This window comes from Zavarzinia sp. CC-PAN008, from assembly GCF_051903925.1.
GTDB lineage: Bacteria > Pseudomonadota > Alphaproteobacteria > Zavarziniales > Zavarziniaceae.
The window spans coordinates 2113954-2136977 of record NZ_CP173678.1; the positions used below are offsets into that span (position 1 = coordinate 2113954).

Here is a 23024-nt window from a genome sequence, read left to right on the forward strand (position 1 = left end):
TTTCATGATCCGGTGTGCATGACGGCGCCGTTCCTGCAACTGGTCGGCCTGACCAAGAGTTTCGGGCCGCTGAACGCCGTTGCCGGCATCAACCTTGATGTCGGCGAGGGCGAGTTCTTCACGATCGTGGGGCCTTCGGGCTCTGGCAAGACGACGCTGCTGCGCATGCTGGCCGGCATGGAAGGCCCGACCAGTGGGACGATCGTGCTCGCCGGGCAGGACATCACCGACCTGCCGGCCAATCGCCGGCCCACCTGCATGGTGTTCCAGTCCCTGGCACTGTTCCCGCACCGGACGGTGGGCCAGAACATCGAGTTCCCACTGAAGATCCGGGGTGTTGCCGCCGAAACCAGGCGCGCCCGCGCGCTGGAGCTGATGCGCCTCCTGCGGCTGCCCGAGGGCTACTACGCCAAGCCGGTCACGCAGTGCTCGGGCGGCGAGCGCCAGCGCGTCGCCCTGGCCCGGGCCTTTGCCTATGACCCCAAGATCCTGTTCTTTGACGAGCCGCTGTCGGCCATCGACTATAAGTTGCGCAAGACGCTGGAGAAGGAGCTGAAGGACATTCACCGCGAGTCGGGGAAGACCTTCATCTACATCACCCACAGCCTGGAGGAGGCGATGGTGATGTCCGACAGGATCGGCGTCATGCGCGCCGGCCGACTGGTCCAGGTCGGCACGCCGGCCGAGATCTACAACCGGCCGCGCGATCGCTTCGTGGCCGAGTTCATGGGCGAGGTGAACCTGATCGACGTCCGCGCCGGGCCGGGGGGCCTTGAGGGCGTCAATGTCCCCGGGACGTTCCGGGGCCCGGCGGCGCCGGACGGCTTCGCCGGCGGCCACCTGGTGATCCGGCCCGAGGCGATGCGCTTCCTGCGATCGGCGGCGGAGGCGGACAATGCGGTGACGGGACGCCTCTACAACGAATATGCGCTGGGCTCGCGCACGCAGTACCAGGTGCGGGTGGGGACCCATGTCTTCATCGTCGAGCGCCTGCGCCAGCAGGACGACGGCCCCGCCCTCGACTCCGAGGTCACGATCGGCTGGGACGCGCGCGACAGCGTGCTGGTGCCGGGATGATTCCAGTCCTGCCCTTGGCCAACCTCATCCTGAGGTGCGAGCGCAGCGAGCCTCGAAGGATGGGCAGCCGGCGCGCGGGTGGCCCATCCTTCGAGACGGCCTGCGGCCTCCTCAGAATGAGGATGGATTTGCCCGAGAAGGGGAAGGAATGACCCGGCCGCTGCTCAAGGCGGTGCCGCTGGGCTTGCGGTTCAGCCTGCCGGTCGTGCTCCTGTTGCTGGTCGGCTTCGCCGCGCCGCTGTTGGCGGTCGTCGGCTACAGCTTCGTCGAGCCGCGGACGTTTGCGCTGCTGGGGCCGGAGGCGCAGGGGCCGACGCTTGCCAACTACCGCGCGATCTTCAACCCGGCCAACACCGTCTATACCTCGTTCGTCTGGTCGCTGCTGCTGGCGGCGCAGACGGTGGTCATCCTGGTCGTGGTGTGCTGGCCCATTGCCTATGGCCTGTCGTTCCTGTTCGGACGCTTCGCCAACCTGGTGACGCTTGCCTTCGTGATGCCGCTGTTCATCTCGGAGAACGTGCGCCTCTATGGCTGGGTGCTGTTCTTCATCAAGGGCGGCGTGCTGGACGGCACGTTCCGCAGCCTGTTCGGGGTGGGGGTGGAGGCGCCGCTGTTCACGCCCGTCGCGATCGTGTTCGGCATGGTCTATGTCTACCTGCCCTTCATGCTCTTCCCCATGACCCTGGGCCTGTCGATGGTGCCCAAGGACCTGAAGGATGCGGCCTTCGACCTGGGGGCCAGCCGCTTCCAGGTCTTTCGCGAGGTGGAACTGCCGCTGGCCATGCCAGGCCTGATGATCGGGGCGCTGCTGACCTTCGTCCTGGCCGTGGGCGCCGTGGCCGAGGCCAAGGTGCTGGGCGGTCAGTCCATCATCGTCATCACCCACGATATCGAGATCGCCTTCACCTATGCCCAGAACTGGCCCATGGGGGCAGCACTGTCCGTGCTCCTGATGCTGGTCGTGGGCAGCCTCGTCGTGGCCGTGCTGCGCTATCTCGACCTCGACCGCATCCTGGGCAGGGCCCGGTCGTGAGGGAAACGTCGTGAGCGGGGGCACGGCGACGGCGACGCGGCGCAGCCGGGGGCTGGTCACGCTGTGGACCAGTGCCGTCGTCCTGTTCATCTACCTGCCGGCGTTCTGCGGGCTGCTCGCCTCCCTCTCGCAGTCGCGCTACTTCGCCTTCCCGGTCAAGGCCTGGTCGACCAAGTGGTGGGAGGCGGCGCTCGGCTCGTTCGAGGTTGAGCAGCTGATCCGCACCTCCCTCACCATCGCGCTGATCGTGACGGCGATATCGGTCGTGCTGGCCTTCATGGGGGCGCTGGCCTTTGCCCGCTACAACTGGCGCGGGCGCAAGCTGTACCAGAAGCTGGTCCTGCTGCCGATCTTCTTTCCCCAGTCGGTGTTGGGCCTGTCCCTGCTCCTGTGGTTCAACGCGCTGGGCCTGACCCTGTCGTGGCAGACGGCGGTATTCGCCCATCTGGTATGGATCGTGCCGGTCGTGACCCTGGTCATCGCCATCCAGGTCTATTCCTTCGACCCCGCACTGGAGGAGGCGGCCTTCGACCTGGGCGCCAGCCGCTGGCAGGTCCTGCGGGAGGTGACGCTGCCGGTGCTGTGGCCGGGCATCTTCTCCGGCGCGCTGTTCGCCTTCCTGCTGTCCTGGGGCAATTTTCCGCTGTCGCTGTTCACCACTGGCGCCGACAGCACGCTGCCCAAATATCTCTATGCCAAGATGGTGGCCGGCTATACGCCCAGCGTGCCGACGCTGGGTGTGATCTCCACCCTGGGGGCGGCGACGCTGATGGCGCTGGGCTACCTGGTGGTGCGGACGGCGCGGCGCCTGCGCGGAGGGTAAGTGATGCCTGCCCAGACACTTGAACTGGATCCGGCGCTGGTCGCGGCGCGGGTCGGCGCCGAGCAGATCCCGCTGATCGACCTGGGCCCGTTCCTGCTGGGCGGGTATGACGAGCGGGTGGCGGTGGCCAAGGTGATCGGCCGCGCCGCCCGCGAGATCGGCTTTTTCTACATCGCCAATCACGGCGTGCCCGCGGCGCTCACCGGCCGCACCTTTGCCGAGGCGCGGCGCTTCTTCGCCCTGCCGGCGGAGGTCAAGGCCGGCATCGCGATCGAGAAGTCGCCCTGTCATCGCGGCTGGTTCGCGGTGGGGGGCGAGAACCTGGACCCCGCCAAGCAGAAGGCGGCCGGCGACCTGAAGGAAGGGGTCAAGATCGGTCGCGACCTGGGCGCCAACCATCCCCTGGTGGCGGCCGGCACGCCGCTGCACGGGCCCAACCAGTGGCCCGACGACCTGCCCGGCTGGCGCGGCGCCATGCAGTCCTATTACGACCAGATGACCAACCTGGGCCGGCAGCTGATGCGTGCCGTCGCGCTTGGCCTGGACCTGGAGGAATGCTTCTTCGACCCCATGCTGACCGAGCCGATGACGACGCTGGGTCCGCTGCACTATCCGCCGCAGGCCGGGCGCATCACCGAAAGCCAGCTGGGCGCCGGGGCCCATACCGACTTCGGCTGCCTCACCATCCTGGCCCAGGACGCGCGTGGCGGCCTGCAGGTCCGCAACGCGCAAGGGCAGTGGATCGATGCCGCCCCGATCCCCGACACGTTCGTGGTGAACATCGGGGACATGTTGGCGCGCTGGACCAACGGGCTCTATGCCTCGACCCTGCACCGGGTCATCAACGTCTCGGGCGCCGAGCGCTATTCGATGCCGTTCTTCTTCGATCCCAATTTCGATGCGGACGTCACCGTCCTGCCGACCTGCCTGGCCCCGGGGGAGACGCCCCGCTTTCCCCCGACGACCGGCGGGCAACACCTTCTCGACATGATCAACGCAACCTTCGAATACCACCGCGACAAGGCCTGAGCGTTGCTCCTGGCAGGATGGCCGGGATGCTCCGTTGACTCCATTGGCGTAGGGTGGCGCCTTCTCGAATGGGGGGCCAGAACGTGTCGGGACTTGCAGGAAAGCGGGCGCTCGTGCTGGGCGGCAGCCGGGGCATCGGGGCCGCCATCGTCAGGCGCCTCGCCGCGGATGGCGCGACGGTCGCCTTCACCTATGCCGGATCGGCCGCCGCGGCTGAGGCGCTGGCCAGGGAGACGGGCAGCACGGCAGCCCAGACCGACAGCGCCGACCGCGATGCCGTGATCGCGCGCGTGCGCGACAGCGGTCCGCTGGACATCCTGGTGGTCAATGCCGGCGTTGCGGTGCTGGGCGATGCGCGCGAGATCGCACCCGACGACGTCGATCGCCTGATTGATGTCAATGTCCGCCAGCCCTATCACGCGGCGGTCGAGGCGGCGAAGCAGATGCCGAATGGCGGCCGGATCATCGTGATCGGATCGGTCAATGGCGACCGCATGCCGTTCGCGGGCGGCGCCGCCTATGCGCTGAGCAAGTCGGCTCTGCAGGGCATGGCGCGGGGCCTGGCGCGCGACTTCGGCCCGCAGGAGATCACGGTCAACATCGTGCAGCCGGGGCCGGTCGATACCGACATGAACCCGGCCGACGGGCCGATGAAGGACGTGATGCACAGCTTCATGGCGATCAAGCGCCATGGCCGGCCCGAAGAGATCGCCGGCATGGTCGCCTATCTGGCGGGGCCGGAAGCGGGCTACATCACCGGCGCCATGCACACGATCGACGGCGGCTTCGGCGCGTGAGGCACAAGGGGGCGGCCGCCGTCGCCGCGGTTCCCTCAGTGTACCTCCAGGTACTCGTTGCGCTCCCACTCGGTGACGGTCGCGCGGAAGCGGGCGAGTTCGGCGCGCTTCACGGCGGTGAAAACCTTCACGAAGTCCTCGCCCAGCATGGCGCGCAGGGGGGCGTCGGCCTCGAACGCCGTAAGCGCATCCTCCAGCGTCGGCGCCAGGGGCTCGAGGGCCAGGTTTTCCTCCGACGGGCCGGGGGCCTGGTCCTTTAGTTCCAGCTTCTGCTCCACGCCCAGCAGGCCCGCGGCCAGCACGGCGGCGGCGGAGAGGTAGGGGTTCGCCATGGCCGAGGCGGCGCGCATCTCCACATGGCAATTGGCGTGGCCCACGTCCTTGATCCGCGCCGTCGCCGTGCGGTCCTCCACCCCCCAGGAGACGTTGGAGGGGGCGAAAGTGTGCGGCTTCAGCCGGTGATAGCAGTTGGGCGTGGGGCCAATGATGGGCTGGATCGCCTTCATGTGCGCCAGCAGGCCGGCCGTGAAGCTGCGGATCAGCGGGTTCATCGGCGCCCCGTTCGGCCCCGCGCCGGCAAAGGCGTTCGACCCGTCACGCGCGTTCAGCAGGCTGACATGGACGTGGCAGCCAGAGCCCGCCATGTCGGTCGCGGGCTTTGACATGAAGGTGGCGAGGTAACCGGCGCGGTGCGCCAGTTCCTTGATCGCGTTCTTGAAGGTGAAGGCCTTGTCCGCCGCCTCCAGCCCGATGGCGGGGCCGAAATTGGTCTCGAACTGCGAAGGCGCGTATTCGACATTGTGGGTGATGACGTCGATGCCCGCGTCCTGCAGCGTGTCCAGCAACGTATCCATGAAGGGCATGTACTGGTTGCGCGTGGCATTGAAGATGTGCACGCCCCCGAACAGCGGCTGCTTCGTCGCGACGTCCAGCATGTAGTATTCGAACTCGTGCCCGAACATCGCGTCGAAGCCCATGGCTGCGGCGCGGTCCAGGACGCGGCGCAGCACCGAGCGGGGCGAGGCGTGGACCGGCTGGTCCGGCGCCCAGCGCGCATCGCAGATCACCTTGGCGGTGTTGGGCAGCCAGGGCACCGCGCGGACGGTTCCGGGATCGGGGACGAGCTGCTGGTCGGCATAGGAAATGTCGCCGTGTAGGCCGCTTTCCCCGATCACGTTCGAGGCGGTGTCGAGGCCGACAATGCCGCCATAGAAGTTCAGCCCCTTGCGGGCATAGGACTCGACCTTGGCGATCGGGATGACCTTGACGCGGGCGATGCCGTGCAGGTCCGGCAGTTCGAAACGGACATAGCGCGCCCCCATATCCTTGAGCGCGTGCATCATCTGCGCGATCCCGTCAGCTGCCATCGGCCCCTCTTCTGTCCTTGTGGCAAGTTCCAAAGTCTATGTTGCACCTGCCACATGCCGCAACTACGATGAGCCCAAGTCTAGGCGGGCTCGAACATTTGGGCTGCGCCTATTTTTCGGGCAGGCGGGGGAAGGTCCGATGGCCAGTGGTCAGCGTCCGCACGGACGCCTTGCGGGCAGGCGCGCAGTGATCACGGGGGCGGCCCAGGGGATCGGGCGGGAGTCCGCCTTGCTCTTCGCGGCGGAAGGGGCGGCCGTCGCCGTCGCCGACCTGGACCTGGCCCGCGCGACCGATGTCGCGGCCGAGATCGCGGCCGCCGGCGGCACCGCCGTTCCGCTTGGCCTGGACGTCGCCGACGATGCCTCGGTCGCAACCTGCATCGCCGCGGCGGAGGCGGCCCTGGGCGGGGTCGACACCCTGTTCAACAATGCCGGCATCATGCTTGAAAGTGACCGCGGGCCGGAGGACACCTCGCTCGAGGCCTGGAACCGGACGATCGCGGTCGACCTCACGGGTGTCTTCCTGTGCTGCCGCCACGGCGTGCCGGCGCTGCTGCGCGGCGGCGGCGGGGCGATCCTCAACATGTCGTCGATGGTGGCGCTGCTGGGCTCTGCCGCACCCAACCTGGCCTATGTCGCGGCCAAGGGCGGCGTCCTGTCGATGACGAAGGAGATCGCGGTGCAGTACGGGCGTAGCGGCATCCGCTGCAACGCGATCCTGCCCGGCCCCATCGCGACCGACCTGGCGGAACGCCTGTTCGACACGCCGCAGAAGCTGGAACGGAGGCGCCAGCACATGCCATTGGGCCGCTTCGGCAAGGCGCGCGAGGTGGCGGAGGTCGCCTGCTTCCTGCTGTCGGATGCGGCTAGCTATGTCACCGGGGCCGGCTGGGTCGTCGATGGCGGCATCACCTCGGCCTACATCACGGCGGAGGATCCGGCATGACGGCCTACCTGCTGGGCGTCGACCTGGGCGCCACGGGGCTGAAGGCGACGATCATCGACGACCGCGGCGTCACCATCGCGGAGGCCACCCGCCCGATCCCGACCGCCAGCCCCCATCCCGGCTGGTCGGAGCAGGATCCGGACACCTGGTGGCAGGCGGCGCAGCGGGCCATCCGCGACGTGCTGCAGCAGTTCAAGCATGGCGCGGAGGCGATCGTCGGCATCGGCTTGTCAGGCGGGGCGCACATCGCGGTGCTGGAGGACGAGCATGGGCAGGTGATCCGCCCGGCCATCATGTGGAACGACCAGCGCAGCCATGCGGAGGCGGCGGCCCTGCACGAGCGCGCGGGCGACAGGATCATCGCGACCTCCCTCAACCGCGCCAACCCGACCTGGACCCTGTGCCAGCTGGCTTGGCTCAATGCGCACGAGCCCGACGTGCGCCGGCGGACGCGGCGCCTCTACATCGCCAAGGACCACCTGCGCGCGCGCCTGACGGGGGACTGGACGACCGACTATTCGGATGCGCTGGGCGCGCTGATGTCGGACGTCGCGACGCGAGGCTGGTCGGCGGACCTGGCCGCCCTGGTCGACTGGGATCCCGCCACCCTGCCCCCGGTGGGCCAGCCTACCGACATTGCCGGGCGGGTGACCGAGGCAGCCGCCATGGCAACGGGCCTGGCCGCCGGCACGCCCGTCGTCATCGGCTCCAACGATACGACCGTCGAGCTGTTCGGGGCCGGCGCCAACCGGGCAGGGGAAGGGGCGATCAAGCTGGCCACCGCCGGCGTCGTGTTCCTGACCACCGCCCGGCCCGAGGTGCACCCGCCGATCTCGTGCTATCCGCATGTGATCGACGGCCTGTGGTACATGGCCAGCGGCATCAATGCCTGTGCCAGCGCACACCGCTGGGTCCGCGATACGTTCTTTTCCGACCTGTCGGAGGCAACGGCCTTCGACACGATGGACCGTCTGGCCGCCGCGGCGCCGGCCGGCTCCGACGGCCTGATCTTCCACCCCTACCTGATGGGCGAGCGGGCGCCGCACTGGGACCCGAAGCTGAAGGGCGACTTCCTGGGCCTGACCCTGCGCCATGACCGCGGCCACTTCGCCCGCGCCTGCTACGAGGGGATCTCGTTCGCGCTGAACGACGTGCTGGGTGCGGCCAAGGCGCTGTCGGGGGCCACGTTCGGGGCCATGCGGCTGGTCGGCGGCGGCTCGCGCAGTGCCACTTGGCGGCAGGTCCTGGCCGATGTCACGGGCCTGCCCATGGTCCGGCCAGAGAATGGCGACGCCTCGTTCGGGGCGGCGCTGGTCGCCGGCATGGGCGTCGGCGTCTTCACCTCGACCGCCGACGCGCAGAGCCGCATGCGGGTGCGCGAGACGACCGAGCCCAACGCTGCGGCCCATGCCCGCTATGGCGAGATCTATGCCCTGTACGACCAGGCGCGGCGGGCGCTGACGCCTGTGTCCCACGCCATCCACGCCCAGACGGTGGAGCGCGCCGGAACCTGAGGCCGGATCAGTCCTGGGACAGGATCAGTCCTGGGACGGGCCGGCTTCGCGCATGGACTTCTTGTGCGCGTACATCGCCTCGTCCGCGCGGGCCAGGGCGGCGCCCGCGTCCTCGCCCCCCTTGAACGGGTAGACGCCATAGGCGGTGTTGAGGGGCAGCGTCTCCCCCTCCCAGACAAAGGGCACGGTCCGCACCAGGCTGGCCAGGCGCTCCGCCTTCTCGTTCGAGCTCTTGAGGTCGGACTGGACCAGGATCACCCCGAACTCGTCCCCGCCCAGGCGGCCGACGACGTCGGATTCGCGGATGTTGTCGGCCAGCACACGCGCCACGTGCATCAGCGCGGCATCGCCGGCGCTGTGGCCGAACTTGTCGTTGATCGCCTTGAAGCCGTTGACGTCGAAATAGATCAGGCTGGCCGGCTGGTTGTAGCGCTCGGCAAAGGACAGGTGGCGCGACAGTTCGCGGACGAAGGCGCGGCGATTGGCGACTGGCGCCAGCGCATCCTGGTCGGCCAGGCGCTCAAGCTGGACCAGGCGGCGCTGCGCCATGTTCAGCTCGCGCCGCATGCTGTCCACTTCCTCCATCAAGTGCATGATGGCGCTGCGCACCTTGGGCGTCAGCTCGGCCTCGGGGATGCCCATGATGCTGAGCGCGACCGGCGGCGGCGCCACGTCCATCACGCCGCCCTTGGTCGCCGCATCACCTGCCTTGGCCTGGCCCAGCCGGGGCTTCGGTGTCACGACACCCGGCCTGGGCTCGCTGATCTTCATGCGGCGTGACCGTCCCAGTCATGGCAGGGGATGCACCCGGCGCTGGCCCGTCGCGGCCATGCGATGCACCGCTGACTTTGCGCGAGTTCGCGTAAATTTTCCATTGAAAGAGCGAACGGCCGTCCGCTGTGCCGCGTTCCAGGTCCATCCTGTCGCATGCCTGCCGCAGCGGCGGGGCGTCGGGCTGTCGCGCGCGCGGTCAGGCGGTCGTGCCACGCGTGACGATGACGGCGCGGCAACGCTCCAGCACCGTGCGGCGCAGGGCCTCCGGCTGGTCGGCCAGGGCGTCGGCCACCGCCCGCAATTGCTGGCGAGCGGCGTGCAACTGGTCGATCAGCGAGAGCACGACGGGCAGCGCCTCCGCGTCCAGGGCAAGGTCGCGGGTGAAGCTGCGGATCATCTGCAGCCGCGCCAGGTCAACCGCGTCGAAGTGCAGGCCCTGGGGCGTCTCGTCAGGCAGGACCCAGCGCGCGGCGACCCAGGCCCGCACCTCGCCCTCGTCCAGGCTGGCCTCGGCCAGGATCTCGTCCAGGGTCATGGCGCGGCGTCCTGTGGCGTGCGCGGCGTGTCCGCCTGGCCGCCCGCCCATTGCGCGACGAACGCGTTCAGGTCTGCGTCCGGCGGGTCCGGCAGCATGACCTTCAGCGTCACGTAGTGGTCGCCCTTGTCCGAGCCGCCGGCGCGCGGCCAGCCGCGGCCACGCAGGCGCAGCGTCTTGCCCGTGTTGGAATTGGCGGGGATGCTGAGGGTGACGGCGCCGTGCAGGGTCGGCACCGGGACCTTGGCCCCCAGGATCGCCTGGGCAAGGCTGATCGCCAGGTCGCTGTGCACGTCGTCGCCCTCCAGGCGGAAGGCCGGATGCGGGGCCAGGCGCAGTTCGACATAGGCATCGCCCTGCGGTCCGCCATTGAAGCCCGCCTCGCCCTGCCCGCGCAGGCGCAGGGTCTGGCCATTGCGGGCGCCCGCGGGGATCGCCACGCGCAGCGTGCGGCCCTCCGGCAGGCGGAGCGTGCGCTCGGCTCCGGTCGCCGCATCCTCCAGGCTGATCTCCACCGCCAGGTGGACGTCCTGGCCGGGAAACTCCATCCGGGGGCCGCCCTGGGGCCCGCCAGCCTGGAATCCACCAGACTGGAACCCACCGGCGCGCCGACCACCGAACAGGCCGGACAGCAGGTCGTCCAGGTCCTCCGCGCCCATGCCCTGGGCGCGATACTTGGCGCCGCCCGGCCCTTCGCCAAAGCCGCGGTAGAAGTGGGCCTGGGGTTTTTCCTGGCCACTGGCGTCGATCTCGCCCCGGTCGAAGCGCGCCTTCTTCTCAGGATCCGACAGCAGGTCGTTGGCGGCATTCACCGCCTTGAACCGCTCCTCGGCCCGCTTGTTGCCAGGGTTCAGGTCGGGATGGAATTTCTTCGCCAGCTTCCTGTAGGCCGCGCGAATGGCGTCCGCATCGGCAGACCGATCGACGCCCAGTTCCTTGTAGGGATCGTCCATGGTGCTCGCGTGTTGAAGTTTCCCTAGATGTAGTGTGGATGGTCCTTGACCGCCATGGGGTGCCGCCGGACATTCGCAGCCGATGCAGGACCCCCCAGCGCCGGCCTTCCGGCAGCCCGTTCCCGAACAGCACCGGTACCGGCGCCAGGCCCTGTTGGGCATGGTCGCGGTCGTCATCGTCTGGGCCTCGCTCGTGCCTGTGGCGCACGAACTGCTCCGCACGATGGACGCGCTGCTGATCGGCGGCGGCCGCATCGCGCTGGCCGGCGTGATCCTGGGCACCGTCACCATCCTGGTGGAGCGGCGGGCCGACGTCTGGCGTGGCGTGCCCTGGGCGCGGACGGTGCTGCTGGGGGCGCTTGGCGTCGGCGGCTTTTCGGTCTGCGTCGTATTCGGCGTGCTCTATTCGGGCCCGATCTCCGCTTCGGCCATCCTGGCGGCGGGACCCGTTGTCGCCGTGCTCGTCGTCTGGCTGTTCGACGGCAGGCGGCCGGAACGGCGCCTCTATGGCCCGATCGTGCTGGCGGTCCTGGGCGCGTTCCTGGTCGCCCTGGGCAATCCGCAGGCGGCCACCAATGCCGCCGCCGCCCATGGCGGCGAGGCGCTGCTGCTGCTGGGCATGGCGCTGTGGTCCTGGTACAGCGTGCGGGCCCAGGCGTGGCTGGCCCACCTGGGCATCGGGCAGTTGCGCCTGACCTTCCTGACCTCGCTGGTGGCGGGCGTCACCCTGATGCTGGCCTGGGCCGTGGTGCATGACTGGGTACCGCAGCCCGCGGCGCCCTTCGACGGCACCTCCCTGGCCCTGCTGGTCTGGCTGGCGGTGGGGCCCAGCAGCATCGGCGTCGCGCTGTGGAATTTTGGCGCCAGCCGCCTGGGCGTCACCGAGGCGACGCTGATCATCAACCTGGTGCCGGTCCTGGGCGTGCTGATCAGCATGGCCATGGGGGTCGAGGCCAGCTGGTTGCAGCTCCTGGGCGGCGCCGTCGCCCTGGGTGGCGTGCTGTGGCTGCAGACGCGCTCCGCCGGCTGACGGCGGCGCCTTGCGGATTCCTGTCGAGTGGCGGGGCCGCTGCGGCTAGGATCGCGCCGGGAGTTGAGGAGGGGTCAGTGATCAGACGCGTCGTTGGCGCTGCGCTGTGCGCAGGCGTTGTTGCCTTGGGTGTCATGGGGAGCGTCGCCGGGGCGGCCTCGGCAGGCGAGGTCCTGGACCGCATCCTGGCGCGCAAGGAACTGGTGAACGCGACGCCGAAGGGCTTTGCCCCGGCGTCCTATACGGAACCGACGGGCGACAGCGCCGGCTTTGACCTGGACGTCGCGCGCGAAATCGCGAAGCGCATGGGTGTTGCGCTGAAGACGGTCGAGCCGACCTTCGAGGACGTGGTGGCCGGCAACTGGGGCGATGCCTTCGACATCGCCGTGGCTTCCGTCTCGCCGACCGAGGACCGGCTCAAGGTGCTGGACCTGTCGGCCATCTATTACTTCGAAGGCGCCGACATCGCGGTGCGCGAGCAGGACATGGAGAATTTCCTGCCCTCGCAGCTGGATGGGAAGGTCATCGGCACCTGTGCCGGCTGCACCTACGAGGGCTACCTGAAGCGCGACCTGAAGCTGGCAGGGCCGGCCGTGCCGCCGTTCAGCTACCGCATCAAGCCGGGCGAGATCGTCACCTTTCCGTCCATCCCGGACGCGCTGGCCGAACTGGCCAAGCCGGAAGGCTCGCGCATCGTCGCGGTGATGGGCGGCCTGCCCAAGATCTCGCGCGCGATGAAGGAGGGGCTGCCGATCCGTATGATGGGTGACCCCGTCTTCTTCGCGCCGATGGCCGTGGCGGTCGGCAAGGGGGATCCCGAACTGGCGGCGCGGGTCAACCAGATCGTCGCCGACATGCACAAGGACGGGACCCTGTCGCGGCTGTCCGAGCGCTGGTTCGGCAGCGACCTGACCAAGGTCGACTGACCTTGGCGCCAGGGGAACAGCCGGCGGCCCGCGTCGGCATCATCATGGGCAGCCAGTCCGACTGGGCCACGCTGCGTCATGCGGCGGAGGTGCTGGAGGCGCTGGGCGTTGCGCACGAGACCCGCATCGTCTCGGCCCACCGCACGCCGGAACGCCTGTACGACTACGCCAGGGGGGCCAAGGACGCGGGCCTGAAGGTGATCATTGCCGGGGCCGGCGGCGCCGCGCACCTGCCCGGCATGGCGGCGGCGCTGACCCCGCTGCCGGTCCTGGGCGTACCGGTGCAGAGCCGGGTCCTGAACGGCGTCGACAGCCTGCTGTCGATCGTGCAGATGCCGGCGGGGATTCCCGTCGGCACCCTGGCGATCGGCGAGGCGGGGGCAAAGAACGCGGCCCTGATGGCGGCCGCGATCCTGGCCCTTGGCGACGACGCGCTGGCCCAGCGCCTGGACGCCTGGCGCAGCCGGCAGACCGAGGCCGTGGCGCTGGCGCCGCAGGACGCGTGATGGCCGCCGCGTCGACCGCCATGACGGCGCCGCGCCTGGGCATCCTGGGCGGCGGGCAGCTGGGCCGCATGATCGCCCTGGCCGCGGCGCCGCTGGGCGTCAGCTGCCACATCTTCGATCCGGACCCGGACGCGCCGGCCCGCGACGTCTCCGCCCAGGCGACCTGTGCCGGGTTCGACAACGCCGCCGCCCTGGAGCGCTTCGCGTCCCAGGTCGACATGGTCACGCTGGAATTCGAGAACGTGCCCGTCAGCGCGCTGCAGCAGGTGGCGCGGCTGGTCCCCGTGGCGCCCGGCCCGCGCTCGCTGGCCGTGACCCAGGACCGATGGGAGGAAAAGAGCCTTTGCCACCGGCTGGGCATCGCCACCGCGCCGACCCGGCCGGTCGACGACCTGCGCAGCCTGGAGGCGGCGATCGACGCGCTGGGCCTGCCCGGCATCCTGAAGACCCGCCGCCTGGGCTATGACGGCAAGGGCCAGGCCCTGGTCGCCACGCTGGAGGAGGCGCGCGCCGCCTTTGGCCGTCTGGGCGCCGTGCCCTGCGTGCTGGAGGGGCTGGTCGCGTTCGAGCGGGAGATCTCGGTCATCGTGGCCCGCACGGCGGCCGGCGCCAGCGCCGCCTTCGACGCCGTCGAGAACCGCCATCGCTCCGGCATCCTGGACGTGACGCTGGCCCCGGCAACGCTGCCCCCGGGCCTGGCGGCGGAGGCGCAGGGCATCGCCGTGCGGCTGGCCGATCACCTGGAGCATGTCGGGATCCTGTCGGTCGAGATGTTCGTCACTGCCGACGGGCTGGCCGTCAACGAACTGGCGCCGCGCGTCCACAATTCCGGCCACTGGACGATCGAGGGGGCCGTCACCTCGCAGTTCGAACAGCATGTGCGGGCGGTGCTGGGCCTGCCGCTGGGCTCGACCGCGCGGGTGGGCGACGCCGTGATGATCAACCTGATCGGGGACGAGGTGCACTGCGCCGCCCGGGTCCTGGCCACGCCGGACTGCAAGCTGCACCTCTATGGCAAGCGCGACGTCCGCGCCGGCCGCAAGATGGGCCACGTCACCCGGGTCCAGCCCCTGCACAGTGGGCCGGACCCGGCGCCGCTCTATTCCGTGCGCGAGGGGGGGTAGCGCAGCCGCGCCAGCAGCGCCAGGGGCGAGGGCAGGCGGTCCGCCAAGTCGATCACCCGCCGCTTGGCCGCCTCGATCCGCATGATGTCGTCGATGCGGCGCTCCAGCATCTCCCAGGTGCGCTCGGTGTTCTCGGACTGGTCGTTCAGCCAGTAGAGCGTCACGCCGCTGAGCAGGCCCGCCAGCAGGCCGCGCTTGGTATAGAAGTTGTAGTCCGTCGCGGTATCACCGGCCGCGTGCCAGATGGCATCGACGCTGCGCCAGACCAGGCGGGCGCCCAGGGGCGCGTTGGTCGGCAGGCTGAGCAGCGCCAGGCCGCGCCGCATCGCCTCGCGGTGGGGTGCTGCCAGCTCCAGGCGGGTGCGCACGGCCGTGGCAATCCGCTCTCGGATCCGCATCCGGCCCAGGTCGCGTGCCTCCAGCGCCCGCAGCATGCGGTGGTCCAGGTCGTGGGAGAAGAAGGCCAGCAACGCGATCGGCCCACCGGGAAAGGCGTCCTGCGCCTCCGCCTCGCTCACGCCGACCGCCATTGCCGCATCGCGCAGCAGGCGCTGGGTCCAGCCGTCGAACGGCACGGCGGGCAGGGCCGCCTCCAGCAGGCGCTGCTTCAGGCTGTCATCAGGCATCGGGGGGACCGTCAGTCGTCGAAGGCGTCGGTATATTCCAGGCTGGCCATATCGCGCATCCGCTGCGGATAGAGCGTGCCGTCCAGGTGGTCGCACTCGTGCTGCACCACCCGGGCGTGAAAGCCCTCCGCCTCGCGCACGATGGTGTTGCCCTCGTGATCGAATCCTTCATAGCGGATGCGGCGATGGCGCGGCACCAGCCCCTTGAGCCCCGGCACGCTGAGGCAGCCCTCCCAGTCGTCCTCCGCCGTGGCGTCCAGGACCGTGATGCGAGGGTTGATGAGCACGGTGAGCGGCTGGCGGCTCAGGTCCATGCGGTCGATATCGGGCGTGGGTGGCGCGTGAAAGATCACGACCTGAAGGGGGACGCCGATCTGGGGCGCTGCGATGCCGCGGCCGCGCGCGGCGCGCATCGTCTCCTCCATGTCCGCCAGCAGCAGGCCGATCTCGGGCGCGGTCGGATCGGGCACCGGATCGGCCCGGCGTTTCAGGATCGGATGCCCCATCCGCAGGATCGGCCGCACCGTCACGGGGTTTCCCTCGCACTGTTCATCCGCGATAGGGTATCCAACATGCTGCTGAAGACAAATGCGTCAGGTGCGAGGACATGACCATCTCCGATGTCGCGGAGGCCGAGGCCAAGGTGGTGCCCCCGGTCCAGGCGGTGCTGATCCCGGTGACACCGTTCCAGCAGAACTGCTCGCTGATCTGGTGCACGGCCACGAAGCGCGCCGCGATCGTCGATCCCGGCGGCGAGGTCGAGCGCATCCTGGGCGCCGTCCGGAAGATGGACGTCACGGTCGAGAAGATCCTGCTGACCCATGGGCACCTGGACCACGCGGGCGGCACGGCGGCGCTGGTGCGGCAGCTGGGCGTGCCGGTCGAGGGGCCGCATGTCGAGGACACGTTCCTGCTCGACTCGCTGGAGGAACAGGGCCGGCGCTATGGCCTGGCGGGGGCCGAGAACGTGAGGCCCGACCGCTGGCTGGACGATGGCGAGACGGTGACGCTGGGCGAGACCGCGTTCGAGGTCTATCACTGCCCCGGGCACACCCCGGGCCATGTCGTGTTCTTCCACCGGGCGGCGCGCCTTGCCCTGGTGGGCGACGTGCTGTTCAAGGGCTCGATCGGACGGACCGACCTGCCGCGCGGCAATTTCAACGACCTGGTGGAGGCGATCTCGACCAAGCTGTGGCCGCTGGGCGATGACGTCGCCTTCGTGCCGGGCCATGGCGAGATGTCGACCTTTGGCTGGGAGCGCAAGTGCAATCCCTTCGTCTCCGACATCGCGCTGGGCGTCACGACCGGCGTCCCAGGTGTGCGATCAGCGTAACCAGGACGAACAGGCCCGCCGTACTGGCGATCAGGCCCTGGGGCCCCGCCAGGCCGATCATCAGGCCGGTCAGCGGCGGGCCCAGGAGCAGGCCAGAGTTCCACATCAGCGAGAACAGCGCCGTGGCGGCGCCCAGCTCGCCGTCGCGGAAACGCTGGCCCAGGAGCAGCAGGGTCAGCGAATAGGGCGCGTGCAGGGCGCCGCCCAGCAGCGCGCAATAGCCGAGCTGCAGCCAGCCCGGCCCGTCGATCACGGGGCCCAGGGCAAGGGTCCCGGCCGCCGCCAGGATCGCGGTCGCCAGCAGCACGCCGATTGCCGAGGTGCGGTCCGCGGCCCAGCCGATCGGCACCTGCAGCAGCAGGCTGCCGACCATGATCGCCGTCAGCAGTGACAGGGCCTCGCCCTCCGCCAGGCCGCGGCCGATGCCGTACGAGGGCAGGAAGGTGCCGAGCGATTCGGCCGCCCCGGCATAGAGCAGCAGGCCCAGGAACGGCACCGGCGCCAGGAACAGGAAGCGCACCATCGGCTGGCTGGAGCGACCCGGCAGCGCGCCGGAGCCGCTGCCCGCCAGCAGCAGCGGCACCAAGCCCAGCAGGCAGATCCCCGCCGCCGCCAGGAAAGGGGCCTGCCCCTCCGTTCCCACGACGATCAGGACCAGCGGTGCCAGTGCCGAGCCGGCCGAGCCGACCGCGCTGTAGATGCCGAGCACCCGGCCCCGCACGGCGTCGGGCGTCATGGAGTTGATCCACGTCTCGCTCGCCACCCACAGGCTGGAGGCGGCGGCGCCGAGCAGGAAGCGCAGCGGAAACCAGGCCCACAGGTCCTGGAACAGGCCCATCACGGGGAAGATGCAGGCCGCGGTCACCATCGACACCTGCATCACCCGGCCGGGGCCGACACGGCGCATCAGGTGCGGCAGCAGCGGCGCCACGACGAAGGCGGCCGCCGCCTGGGCCGCGGCGCTGAGCCCGATCAGCCAGGCGGGCACGCCCTGGCGCTCCAGCACCAGCGCCATCAGCGGCAGGCTGATCAGGTAGATCATGCTGACCGCCGCCATGGCGCTGATCACGGCGCCCAGGCGCAGCGCGCGACCGTCGCCCAGGCTCGACACGGACATGGGTGTTTCTCAGCGCCGGAGGAGAAGGACGAGTGCGGTGAGCGTACCGAAAAGCACAAGCTCGGTCGCGATCAACCCTGGCTGCCCCAGTCCGGTGATCGCGACGCCCGCCAGCATCGGCCCCAGCAGGGCGCCGGAACTCCAGAACACCTGGAACAGGGCGGAGGCAGAGGACAGGTCGGCGCCCGAGAAGGTGCGCCCCAGCAGCAGCAGGGTCAGCGAATAGACGGTGCTGTAGGTGCCGCCCAGCAGGGCAGCAAAGGCCAGGCCCAGGGCATAGGGCTGCAGCAGGAAGGGCAGGGCGACAAAGCCCAGGAACGAGCCCGCGGCGACCATGCTGAGGATGGGGCGCGGGCCCACCCGGTCCGCCAGCCAGCCGATGGGCACCTGCAGGACAAGGCCGCCCAGCTTGAACGCGGTCAGCATGGCAAGCGCCGCCGCCTCGCCCAGCCCCTGGGCGATGCCATAGGAGGGGAAGAAGGTGACCAGCGACTCGCCGCCGGCGGCATAGAGCAGGACCGCCGCGAAGGGCAGCGGCGCCACGACCAGGAAGCGGTGTGGCCGCACCTTCGCCTGGCCGTCCAGGGCCCCGGTGCCCGAGCCGCCCGCCAGCAGGGGCAGCACGCCCAGCGCGCAGATCGCGGCAACGGCCAGGAACGGCGTCGTCCCCTCCGTCCCCAGGACGATCAGGACCAGCGGCGCCAGGCCGCCGCCAGCGGCCCCCGCGGCACTGTAGAGGGCCACGACCCGGCCACGGACGGCGTCGGTGACCAGGGCGTTGATCCACGCCTCGCTTGCGATCCACAGGGCGGTGGCCGCCGCCCCCATCAGGAAGCGCAAGGGGAACCACAGCCAGACATTGGGCAGCAGGCCGATCAGGGCCAGCATGGCGGCCGCCATCAGCAGCGCCACCTGCATCACCCGTCCCGGCCCGAAGCGGCGGATCAGGCCGGGCAGGAACGGCGCCGCGGCAAAGACAGCCGCCCCTTGCGCCGCGGTGTTGAGGCCGATCAGGCTGGCGTCCACACCCTGACGGTCGAGCACGAGCGACATCAGGGGCATGGACGCCACATAGATCACGTTGACCGCGGCCATGGCGGCGATCACCCCCACCAGGGCGGCCCTGCGGCGGTCCGGCTGGTCGGGCAGGGCGGCGGCGGTCACGCGGGAGGCACCTCGATCACGGGCAGGACTTTACGGGGCGCCCGTTCTGCGCTTTAGTCAAGTCGAGACTTTCCAAATTCAGATTGAGGTGCAGCCCCCGTGTCCGCCAGCACCGAGCGCATCCTGTTCCTGCTCAAGACGCGCGGGGCGCAAGGGGCCCAGGCCCTGGCCGATGCGCTGGGCCTGACGGCGATGGCGGTGCGCCAGCACCTGGGCGCGCTGGCGGCCGACGGCCTGGTGGCGCATCAGGACGCGCGCCAGGGGGTGGGACGGCCGCGCCGGACCTGGACGCTGACCGAGCGGGGACATGCCCGCTTCCCCGACAATCATTCGGCGTTGACGCTGGACCTGATCGAGGCGGCGCGCGCGGCGTTCGGCGAGGCGGGGCTGGAGCGCCTGATCCAGGAGCGGGAGCGACGGGCGGAGGACGGCTATCGCGCGGCGATGGCGGGGGATCCGGACCTGGCCGCGCGCGTGGCCAGTCTGGCGGCGCTGCGCGAGCGGGAGGGCTACATGGCGCGGCTGGAGCCCCTGGCTGACGGCGCCGTGCTGCTGGTCGAGGACCATTGCCCGATCTGCGCCGCCGCCCAGGCGTGCCAGGCCCTGTGCCGGTCCGAACTGGCGCTGTTCCGCGCTGTGCTGGGGCCCGGGGCATCGGTGACGCGCGTGGACCACGTGCTGGCCGGGGCGCGCCGCTGCGCCTATCGCATAGCCGGAGTGGCGGGTGCGACTTCGGCCGAGTAGAATAGGCCTCGCAAGAGTGTCCAGAATTTTGGTTTTACAGAAATGACCGTCGACATTCTGTTTGACAGAACGGCCTGGCCGTCTAGGATCGCCGCATGAAGCTGGCCGATTGGCTGTCGCGTGCGGGCGTTCCCCGGCAGGAATTTGCCCGCGCCATCGGGGTCTCGCCCAGCGTCGTCACCCAATTGTGCAACCGGAAGGATGCCTGGATGTCGCGCGATACTGCCCTGACCATTGCGCGCGTGACGGCCGGCGACGTCACCGCGAACGATTTCCTGGACGTGGCCGGCCGGCCCGACGGCGACACCTTTGCCCGTGTGCGCGAGGCGGTGGACGCCTTCGCCAAGGGCGAGATCGTCGTCCTGGTCGATGACGACGACCGCGAGAACGAAGGCGACCTGGTCATTGCCGCCTCGCTCTGCACCGCGGCGAAGATGGCGTTCATCATCCGCAACTGCTGCGGCATCGTTTGCACGCCCGTCACCGCGGCCGAGGCGCAGCGCCTGAACCTGAGCCCCATGGTCGCCGCGAACGAGGCGCCGCACGCGACCGCCTTCACCGTGTCGGTCGACGTACGCCATGGCCTGACCACCGGCATCTCGGCCGAGGAACGGGCCAACACCGTCCGCGCCCTGGCCAATGCCAATATGGGTCCGGCCGATTTCGTGCGGCCGGGCCATGTCTTTCCCCTGATCGCCCGCGACGGCGGCGTGCTCATGCGCTCCGGCCATACCGAGGGGGCGGTGGACCTGTGCCGCCTGGCGGGTCTGCCGCCGGCGGCGGCGATCTGCGAACTGGTCAACGACGACGGCACCGTGATGCGCGGGCCGCAGGTGACCGCCTTTGCCGACAGGCATGGCCTGCGACGGCTGTCGATCGCCGACCTGATCGCCTTTCGCCAGGCGCGCGAGCGGCTGGTGGAGCGGGTGGCGACCTTCCAGGTCGAGAGCGAGGTGGGCCCCCTGACCGGCCATGCCTATGTGACGCCGTTCGATCCTGTGCACCACTTCGCCTTTGTCCATGGCGACCTGGGCGACGGGCGCGGCGTGCCCGTGCGCCTGCACCGCGCTGACATCGTGGCGGACGTGCTGGGCGGCGCCGGCCCGATCCGGGCGGCCCTGACCCATTTCGCGGAGGCGGGGCGCGGCGTCCTCGTCTATCTGCGTGACGGGACGGCGGGTGTTCCCGTCACCATGCCGGGGGGCGAGGCCCGCTCGTCCGAAACCGTGCGCGCGGAAGCCTGGCGCGACGTCGGCCTGGGCGCCCAGATCCTGCGCGACCTGGGGGTCAGCGCGATCCGCAACCTGGCCTCCACCCCCCGGCACTATGTGGGCCTGGCAGGTTTCGGCATCGACATCCTGTCGACCGAGTCGCCTGAAGCCTGAGACCGGCGCAGCGCCACCCTTCACGCTGGCGGGCGCGTGGTCTAGTCATGGCCTGTGCCGACCGATCCGCCCGCCAGCCCTGAGTCCCTGGTCGTCCGCCGCTCTGCCGCGGGCGAGCGGCGGCCGCTGTCGCTGTTCCTGCCCCAGCGCATCCCCGAAGGCCTGTGGCGCGAGCGGGTCCTGGTCCGGCGCCTGATCGGCCGCGAATTGGGCAGCCGCACGCGGGGCTCTGTCCTGGGCCTGGCCTGGATGGTGCTGCAGCCGCTGCTGCTTCTGGCGGTCTTCACCCTGGTCTTCGGCACGGTATTCCAGGCGCGCTGGCAGGGGGCGGCGGGGGCCAGCTTTCCGCTGATGCTGTTCTCGGGCCTGATCGTCTATCTGTTCGCCTCCGACGTGCTGGTGCGCAGCCCGGGCCTGGTGCTTGAGAATCCATCCTATGTGACCAAGGTGGTGTTTCCGCTGGAGGTCCTGAGCGCAGTGGCGGTGGGGGCGGGCCTGGTGGGCCTGGCCCTGTCGGCGATCGTGCTGGTGGCCGTGCGCTGGGTCGTGATGGGCCCGCCGCCGATGACGGTGCTGCTGCTGCCCCTGGTGGTCTGCCCGCTGGTCCTGATGCTGCTGGGGGTGTCCTGGTTCCTGGCGGCGCTTGGCGTCTACCTGCGCGACCTGCGCCATGTCGTGGCGCCTATGGTCCAGGTCCTGATGTTCCTCAGCCCCGTCTTCTTTCCCATCGCCGCCCTGCCCGCCGGCTGGCAGGCGGTCGCCCTGGCCAACCCGCTGACCGTGCCGATCGAGGGGGTGCGCGCGATCCTGCTGGACGGACTGCCGCCGGACTGGGCGGCCTGGGCCTGGCACAGCCTGGCCGCGCTGGCCGTGGCGGCCCTGGGCCATGCCTGGTTCGTCAAGCTGCGCAAGGGCTTCGCCGATGTCCTCTGACCCCGCGATCAGGGTGCGGGACCTGGGCAAGCGCTACCTGATCTATGACCGGCCGCAGGACCGCCTGCGCCAGATGCTGAGCCTGGGCCGCCCCGGCTTCGGGCGCGAGTTCTGGGCCCTGCGCGCGGTCGACCTGGAAATCGCGACCGGATCCTGCATCGGCCTGGTCGGGCGCAACGGGGCGGGCAAGTCGACGCTGCTGCAGCTGTTGGCCGGGACGGTGCAGCCGAGCACGGGGTTCGTGGAGACGCGCGGGCGCCTGGCCGCCCTTCTGGAGCTTGGCTCCGGCTTCAACCCCGAGTTCACGGGGCGCGAGAACCTGGTCCTGGCCGCGACCGTCCTGGGCCTGGACGAGGCGGAGATCCGCGCCCGCACCCCGGCGATCGAGGCCTTTGCCGATATCGGTGCCTTCATCGACCAGCCGGTGAAGCACTATTCCTCCGGCATGCAGGCCAGACTCGCCTTTGCCGTCTCGGCCCATGTCGATCCGTCGATCCTGCTGCTGGACGAGACGCTGGCCGTGGGCGATGCCGCGTTCACCCAGAAGTGCATGCGCGCGATCCATGCCTTTCGCGAACGCGGCACGCTCATCATCGCCAGCCACGACATGGCCGCGATCACCGCCCTGGCCGACCGTGTCCTGTGGCTGGACGGCGGCCGCGTGCGGGAGGATGGCGATCCCCGCACGGTGTGCGAGCACTACCTTGCCTCGGTCTATGGCAGCGACACCGCAGCGGCGGCGCCCGGCCGCCGCATCGCCGCTGAGCCCCGCTTCCGGCCGACGGTCGCGGCGGCCGAGGTGCAGCCCTTCGAGCCGGCGGGTGATGCCTTTGGCGAGGGCGCCGCGCGGATCGTCGATGCCGTCCTGACCGATCCCGAGGGGCGGCCGCTGGCGCGGCTTGAGGGGGGAGAGGCCGTGTGCCTGTCGGTCACGGCGGCGGTGACGGCCACGCTGGACCAGCCGCTGATCGGCTTCATCGTCAAGGATCGCATGGGCCAGGAGCTGTTCGGGGAGAACACGCTTGTGGCGCCGCGCCGCGCGGCCCCGGCCGGCAGCCGCCTTGTGGCCCGCTTCAGCTTCGTCATGCCCTGGCTGCGGGCCGGCGACTATGCCGTGACGATCGCGGTCGGCGACGGCACCCAGACCGCCCACCGCCAGCACCATTGGCTGCACGAGGCGCTGATCTTCCGCATCGCCACCAGCAGCGTCACCCGCGGCCTGGCCGGCGTCCCCATGCTCGACGTGAGCCTGGCGGTCGAGGGGGCTGACTGAGGCGTCGCACCAACA

At 70.2% G+C, this 23024-nt stretch carries 24 protein-coding genes; 16 read left to right on the top strand and 8 right to left on the bottom strand.

All coding sequences use genetic code 11. The features are described 5' to 3' along the window. Positions 1-18 precede the first annotated feature (18 nt). The 5 genes from ACI6GS_RS09900 to bdcA all read left to right on the top strand — a co-directional run bounded on the left by ACI6GS_RS09900 (position 19) and on the right by bdcA (position 4759). Entirely contained in the window at positions 19-1077 is a 1059-nt protein-coding gene (locus ACI6GS_RS09900; RefSeq protein WP_439817628.1) for an ABC transporter ATP-binding protein, read from the top strand. A gap of 148 nt (positions 1078-1225) precedes the next feature. Beyond that, a complete protein-coding gene (locus ACI6GS_RS09905) occupies positions 1226-2110 on the top strand; it encodes an ABC transporter permease (protein ID WP_439817629.1) in 885 nt (294 codons plus the stop codon). A 10-nt stretch (positions 2111-2120) separates the two neighbouring features. Further along, the gene (locus tag ACI6GS_RS09910) at positions 2121-2933 is read left to right on the top strand and encodes an ABC transporter permease (protein ID WP_439817630.1); all 813 of its coding nucleotides are present in this window, start codon (positions 2121-2123) and stop codon (positions 2931-2933) included. Between the two features lie 3 nt (positions 2934-2936). After that, positions 2937-3962: an isopenicillin N synthase family dioxygenase gene (locus tag ACI6GS_RS09915; RefSeq protein ID WP_439817631.1), complete on the top strand. Its 1026-nt coding sequence runs from the start codon at positions 2937-2939 to the stop codon at positions 3960-3962. 83 nt (positions 3963-4045) lie between these two features. Continuing rightward, the gene (gene bdcA / locus ACI6GS_RS09920) at positions 4046-4759 is read left to right on the top strand and encodes an SDR family oxidoreductase (RefSeq protein ID WP_439817632.1); all 714 of its coding nucleotides are present in this window, start codon (positions 4046-4048) and stop codon (positions 4757-4759) included. 35 nt (positions 4760-4794) lie between these two features. Here the strand turns inward: bdcA and ACI6GS_RS09925 are convergent, their stop codons facing one another. Then, a complete protein-coding gene (locus ACI6GS_RS09925) occupies positions 4795-6126 on the bottom strand; it encodes a glutamine synthetase family protein (RefSeq protein ID WP_439817633.1) in 1332 nt (443 codons plus the stop codon). Between the two features lie 139 nt (positions 6127-6265). Here ACI6GS_RS09925 and ACI6GS_RS09930 point away from each other — a divergent pair, with 139 nt between their 5' ends. Then, positions 6266-7072, top strand: a complete 807-nt coding sequence (locus ACI6GS_RS09930) for an SDR family NAD(P)-dependent oxidoreductase (protein ID WP_439817634.1) — start codon at positions 6266-6268, stop codon at positions 7070-7072. Beyond that, complete coding sequence (gene xylB / locus ACI6GS_RS09935) at positions 7069-8586, top strand: xylulokinase (RefSeq protein WP_439817635.1); 1518 nt, start codon at positions 7069-7071, stop codon at positions 8584-8586. The genes ACI6GS_RS09930 and xylB overlap by 4 nt, the downstream gene beginning before the upstream one ends. Positions 8587-8610: 24 nt before the next feature. On the opposite strand, the gene ACI6GS_RS09940 is transcribed toward xylB, so the two are convergent. The 3 genes from ACI6GS_RS09940 to ACI6GS_RS09950 form a co-directional block, all read right to left on the bottom strand. Then, a complete protein-coding gene (locus tag ACI6GS_RS09940; RefSeq protein WP_439817636.1) occupies positions 8611-9357 on the bottom strand; it encodes a GGDEF domain-containing protein in 747 nt (248 codons plus the stop codon). 199 nt (positions 9358-9556) lie between these two features. Next, complete coding sequence (locus ACI6GS_RS09945) at positions 9557-9895, bottom strand: chaperone modulator CbpM (protein WP_439817637.1); 339 nt, start codon at positions 9893-9895, stop codon at positions 9557-9559. Continuing rightward, positions 9892-10848, bottom strand: coding sequence for a DnaJ C-terminal domain-containing protein (locus ACI6GS_RS09950; RefSeq protein ID WP_439817638.1), 957 nt, complete (start codon positions 10846-10848; stop codon positions 9892-9894). The genes ACI6GS_RS09945 and ACI6GS_RS09950 overlap by 4 nt, the downstream gene beginning before the upstream one ends. A gap of 82 nt (positions 10849-10930) precedes the next feature. Here ACI6GS_RS09950 and ACI6GS_RS09955 point away from each other — a divergent pair, with 82 nt between their 5' ends. The 4 genes from ACI6GS_RS09955 (at position 10931) to ACI6GS_RS09970 (ending at position 14434) form a co-directional block, all read left to right on the top strand. Continuing rightward, a complete protein-coding gene (locus tag ACI6GS_RS09955) occupies positions 10931-11878 on the top strand; it encodes a DMT family transporter (RefSeq protein WP_439817639.1) in 948 nt (315 codons plus the stop codon). A 77-nt stretch (positions 11879-11955) separates the two neighbouring features. Next, on the top strand, positions 11956-12804 hold the full coding sequence (locus ACI6GS_RS09960) for a transporter substrate-binding domain-containing protein (protein WP_439817640.1): 849 nt from the start codon (positions 11956-11958) through the stop codon (positions 12802-12804). Positions 12805-12806: 2 nt separating this feature from the next. Beyond that, positions 12807-13310 carry a 5-(carboxyamino)imidazole ribonucleotide mutase gene (gene purE, locus ACI6GS_RS09965; RefSeq protein ID WP_439817641.1) on the top strand — a complete coding sequence of 168 codons (504 nt, stop codon included), beginning with the start codon at positions 12807-12809 and terminating at the stop codon, positions 13308-13310. Continuing rightward, entirely contained in the window at positions 13310-14434 is a 1125-nt protein-coding gene (locus tag ACI6GS_RS09970) for a 5-(carboxyamino)imidazole ribonucleotide synthase (RefSeq protein WP_439817642.1), read from the top strand. Before purE ends, ACI6GS_RS09970 begins: the two co-directional genes overlap by 1 nt. Here the strand turns inward: ACI6GS_RS09970 and ACI6GS_RS09975 are convergent. Together ACI6GS_RS09975 and def are read right to left on the bottom strand one after the other, a co-directional pair. Next, a complete protein-coding gene (locus ACI6GS_RS09975; protein ID WP_439817643.1) occupies positions 14410-15060 on the bottom strand; it encodes a COQ9 family protein in 651 nt (216 codons plus the stop codon). The two genes, ACI6GS_RS09970 and ACI6GS_RS09975, sit on opposite strands and share 25 nt — an antisense overlap. An 11-nt stretch (positions 15061-15071) precedes the next feature. Next, positions 15072-15590, bottom strand: a complete 519-nt coding sequence (gene def, locus ACI6GS_RS09980) for a peptide deformylase (protein ID WP_439817644.1) — start codon at positions 15588-15590, stop codon at positions 15072-15074. A 77-nt stretch (positions 15591-15667) separates the two neighbouring features. On the opposite strand from def, the gene ACI6GS_RS09985 reads away from it, so the two are divergent. Then, complete coding sequence (locus ACI6GS_RS09985; RefSeq protein ID WP_439817645.1) at positions 15668-16393, top strand: MBL fold metallo-hydrolase; 726 nt, start codon at positions 15668-15670, stop codon at positions 16391-16393. Here ACI6GS_RS09985 and ACI6GS_RS09990 read toward each other — a convergent pair. Together ACI6GS_RS09990 and ACI6GS_RS09995 are read right to left on the bottom strand one after the other, a co-directional pair. Beyond that, the gene (locus ACI6GS_RS09990) at positions 16359-17510 is read right to left on the bottom strand and encodes an MFS transporter (protein ID WP_439817646.1); all 1152 of its coding nucleotides are present in this window, start codon (positions 17508-17510) and stop codon (positions 16359-16361) included. The two genes, ACI6GS_RS09985 and ACI6GS_RS09990, sit on opposite strands and share 35 nt — an antisense overlap. Positions 17511-17519: 9 nt before the next feature. Further along, complete coding sequence (locus ACI6GS_RS09995) at positions 17520-18674, bottom strand: MFS transporter (RefSeq protein WP_439817647.1); 1155 nt, start codon at positions 18672-18674, stop codon at positions 17520-17522. 99 nt (positions 18675-18773) lie between these two features. On the opposite strand from ACI6GS_RS09995, the gene ACI6GS_RS10000 reads away from it, so the two are divergent. The 4 genes from ACI6GS_RS10000 (at position 18774) to ACI6GS_RS10015 (ending at position 23009) form a co-directional block, all read left to right on the top strand. Continuing rightward, complete coding sequence (locus ACI6GS_RS10000) at positions 18774-19418, top strand: helix-turn-helix transcriptional regulator (protein WP_439817648.1); 645 nt, start codon at positions 18774-18776, stop codon at positions 19416-19418. Positions 19419-19513: 95 nt separating this feature from the next. After that, positions 19514-20803, top strand: coding sequence for a 3,4-dihydroxy-2-butanone-4-phosphate synthase (gene ribB / locus ACI6GS_RS10005; RefSeq protein ID WP_439817649.1), 1290 nt, complete (start codon positions 19514-19516; stop codon positions 20801-20803). 54 nt (positions 20804-20857) lie between these two features. Further along, on the top strand, positions 20858-21736 hold the full coding sequence (locus ACI6GS_RS10010) for an ABC transporter permease (RefSeq protein WP_439817650.1): 879 nt from the start codon (positions 20858-20860) through the stop codon (positions 21734-21736). Beyond that, entirely contained in the window at positions 21726-23009 is a 1284-nt protein-coding gene (locus ACI6GS_RS10015) for an ABC transporter ATP-binding protein (RefSeq protein WP_439817651.1), read from the top strand. Before ACI6GS_RS10010 ends, ACI6GS_RS10015 begins: the two co-directional genes overlap by 11 nt. Positions 23010-23024 lie beyond the last annotated feature (15 nt).

What these genes read in the sequence shown, in the direction of transcription:
- ACI6GS_RS09900 (WP_439817628.1), top strand. Translation starts at nt 19, where the DNA reads ATGACGGCGCCGTTCCTGCAACTGGTCGGCCTGACCAAGAGTTTCGGG.
- ACI6GS_RS09905 (WP_439817629.1), top strand. Translation starts at nt 1,226, where the DNA reads ATGACCCGGCCGCTGCTCAAGGCGGTGCCGCTGGGCTTGCGGTTCAGC.
- ACI6GS_RS09915 (WP_439817631.1), top strand. Translation starts at nt 2,937, where the DNA reads ATGCCTGCCCAGACACTTGAACTGGATCCGGCGCTGGTCGCGGCGCGG.
- ACI6GS_RS09925 (WP_439817633.1), bottom strand. Translation starts at nt 6,126, where the DNA reads ATGGCAGCTGACGGGATCGCGCAGATGATGCACGCGCTCAAGGATATG.
- ACI6GS_RS09930 (WP_439817634.1), top strand. Translation starts at nt 6,266, where the DNA reads ATGGCCAGTGGTCAGCGTCCGCACGGACGCCTTGCGGGCAGGCGCGCA.
- xylB (WP_439817635.1), top strand. Translation starts at nt 7,069, where the DNA reads ATGACGGCCTACCTGCTGGGCGTCGACCTGGGCGCCACGGGGCTGAAG.
- ACI6GS_RS09940 (WP_439817636.1), bottom strand. Translation starts at nt 9,357, where the DNA reads ATGAAGATCAGCGAGCCCAGGCCGGGTGTCGTGACACCGAAGCCCCGG.
- ACI6GS_RS09945 (WP_439817637.1), bottom strand. Translation starts at nt 9,895, where the DNA reads ATGACCCTGGACGAGATCCTGGCCGAGGCCAGCCTGGACGAGGGCGAG.
- ACI6GS_RS09950 (WP_439817638.1), bottom strand. Translation starts at nt 10,848, where the DNA reads ATGGACGATCCCTACAAGGAACTGGGCGTCGATCGGTCTGCCGATGCG.
- ACI6GS_RS09955 (WP_439817639.1), top strand. Translation starts at nt 10,931, where the DNA reads ATGCAGGACCCCCCAGCGCCGGCCTTCCGGCAGCCCGTTCCCGAACAG.
- ACI6GS_RS09970 (WP_439817642.1), top strand. Translation starts at nt 13,310, where the DNA reads ATGGCCGCCGCGTCGACCGCCATGACGGCGCCGCGCCTGGGCATCCTG.
- ACI6GS_RS09975 (WP_439817643.1), bottom strand. Translation starts at nt 15,060, where the DNA reads ATGCCTGATGACAGCCTGAAGCAGCGCCTGCTGGAGGCGGCCCTGCCC.
- ACI6GS_RS09985 (WP_439817645.1), top strand. Translation starts at nt 15,668, where the DNA reads ATGACCATCTCCGATGTCGCGGAGGCCGAGGCCAAGGTGGTGCCCCCG.
- ACI6GS_RS09990 (WP_439817646.1), bottom strand. Translation starts at nt 17,510, where the DNA reads ATGTCCGTGTCGAGCCTGGGCGACGGTCGCGCGCTGCGCCTGGGCGCC.
- ribB (WP_439817649.1), top strand. Translation starts at nt 19,514, where the DNA reads ATGAAGCTGGCCGATTGGCTGTCGCGTGCGGGCGTTCCCCGGCAGGAA.
- ACI6GS_RS10015 (WP_439817651.1), top strand. Translation starts at nt 21,726, where the DNA reads ATGTCCTCTGACCCCGCGATCAGGGTGCGGGACCTGGGCAAGCGCTAC.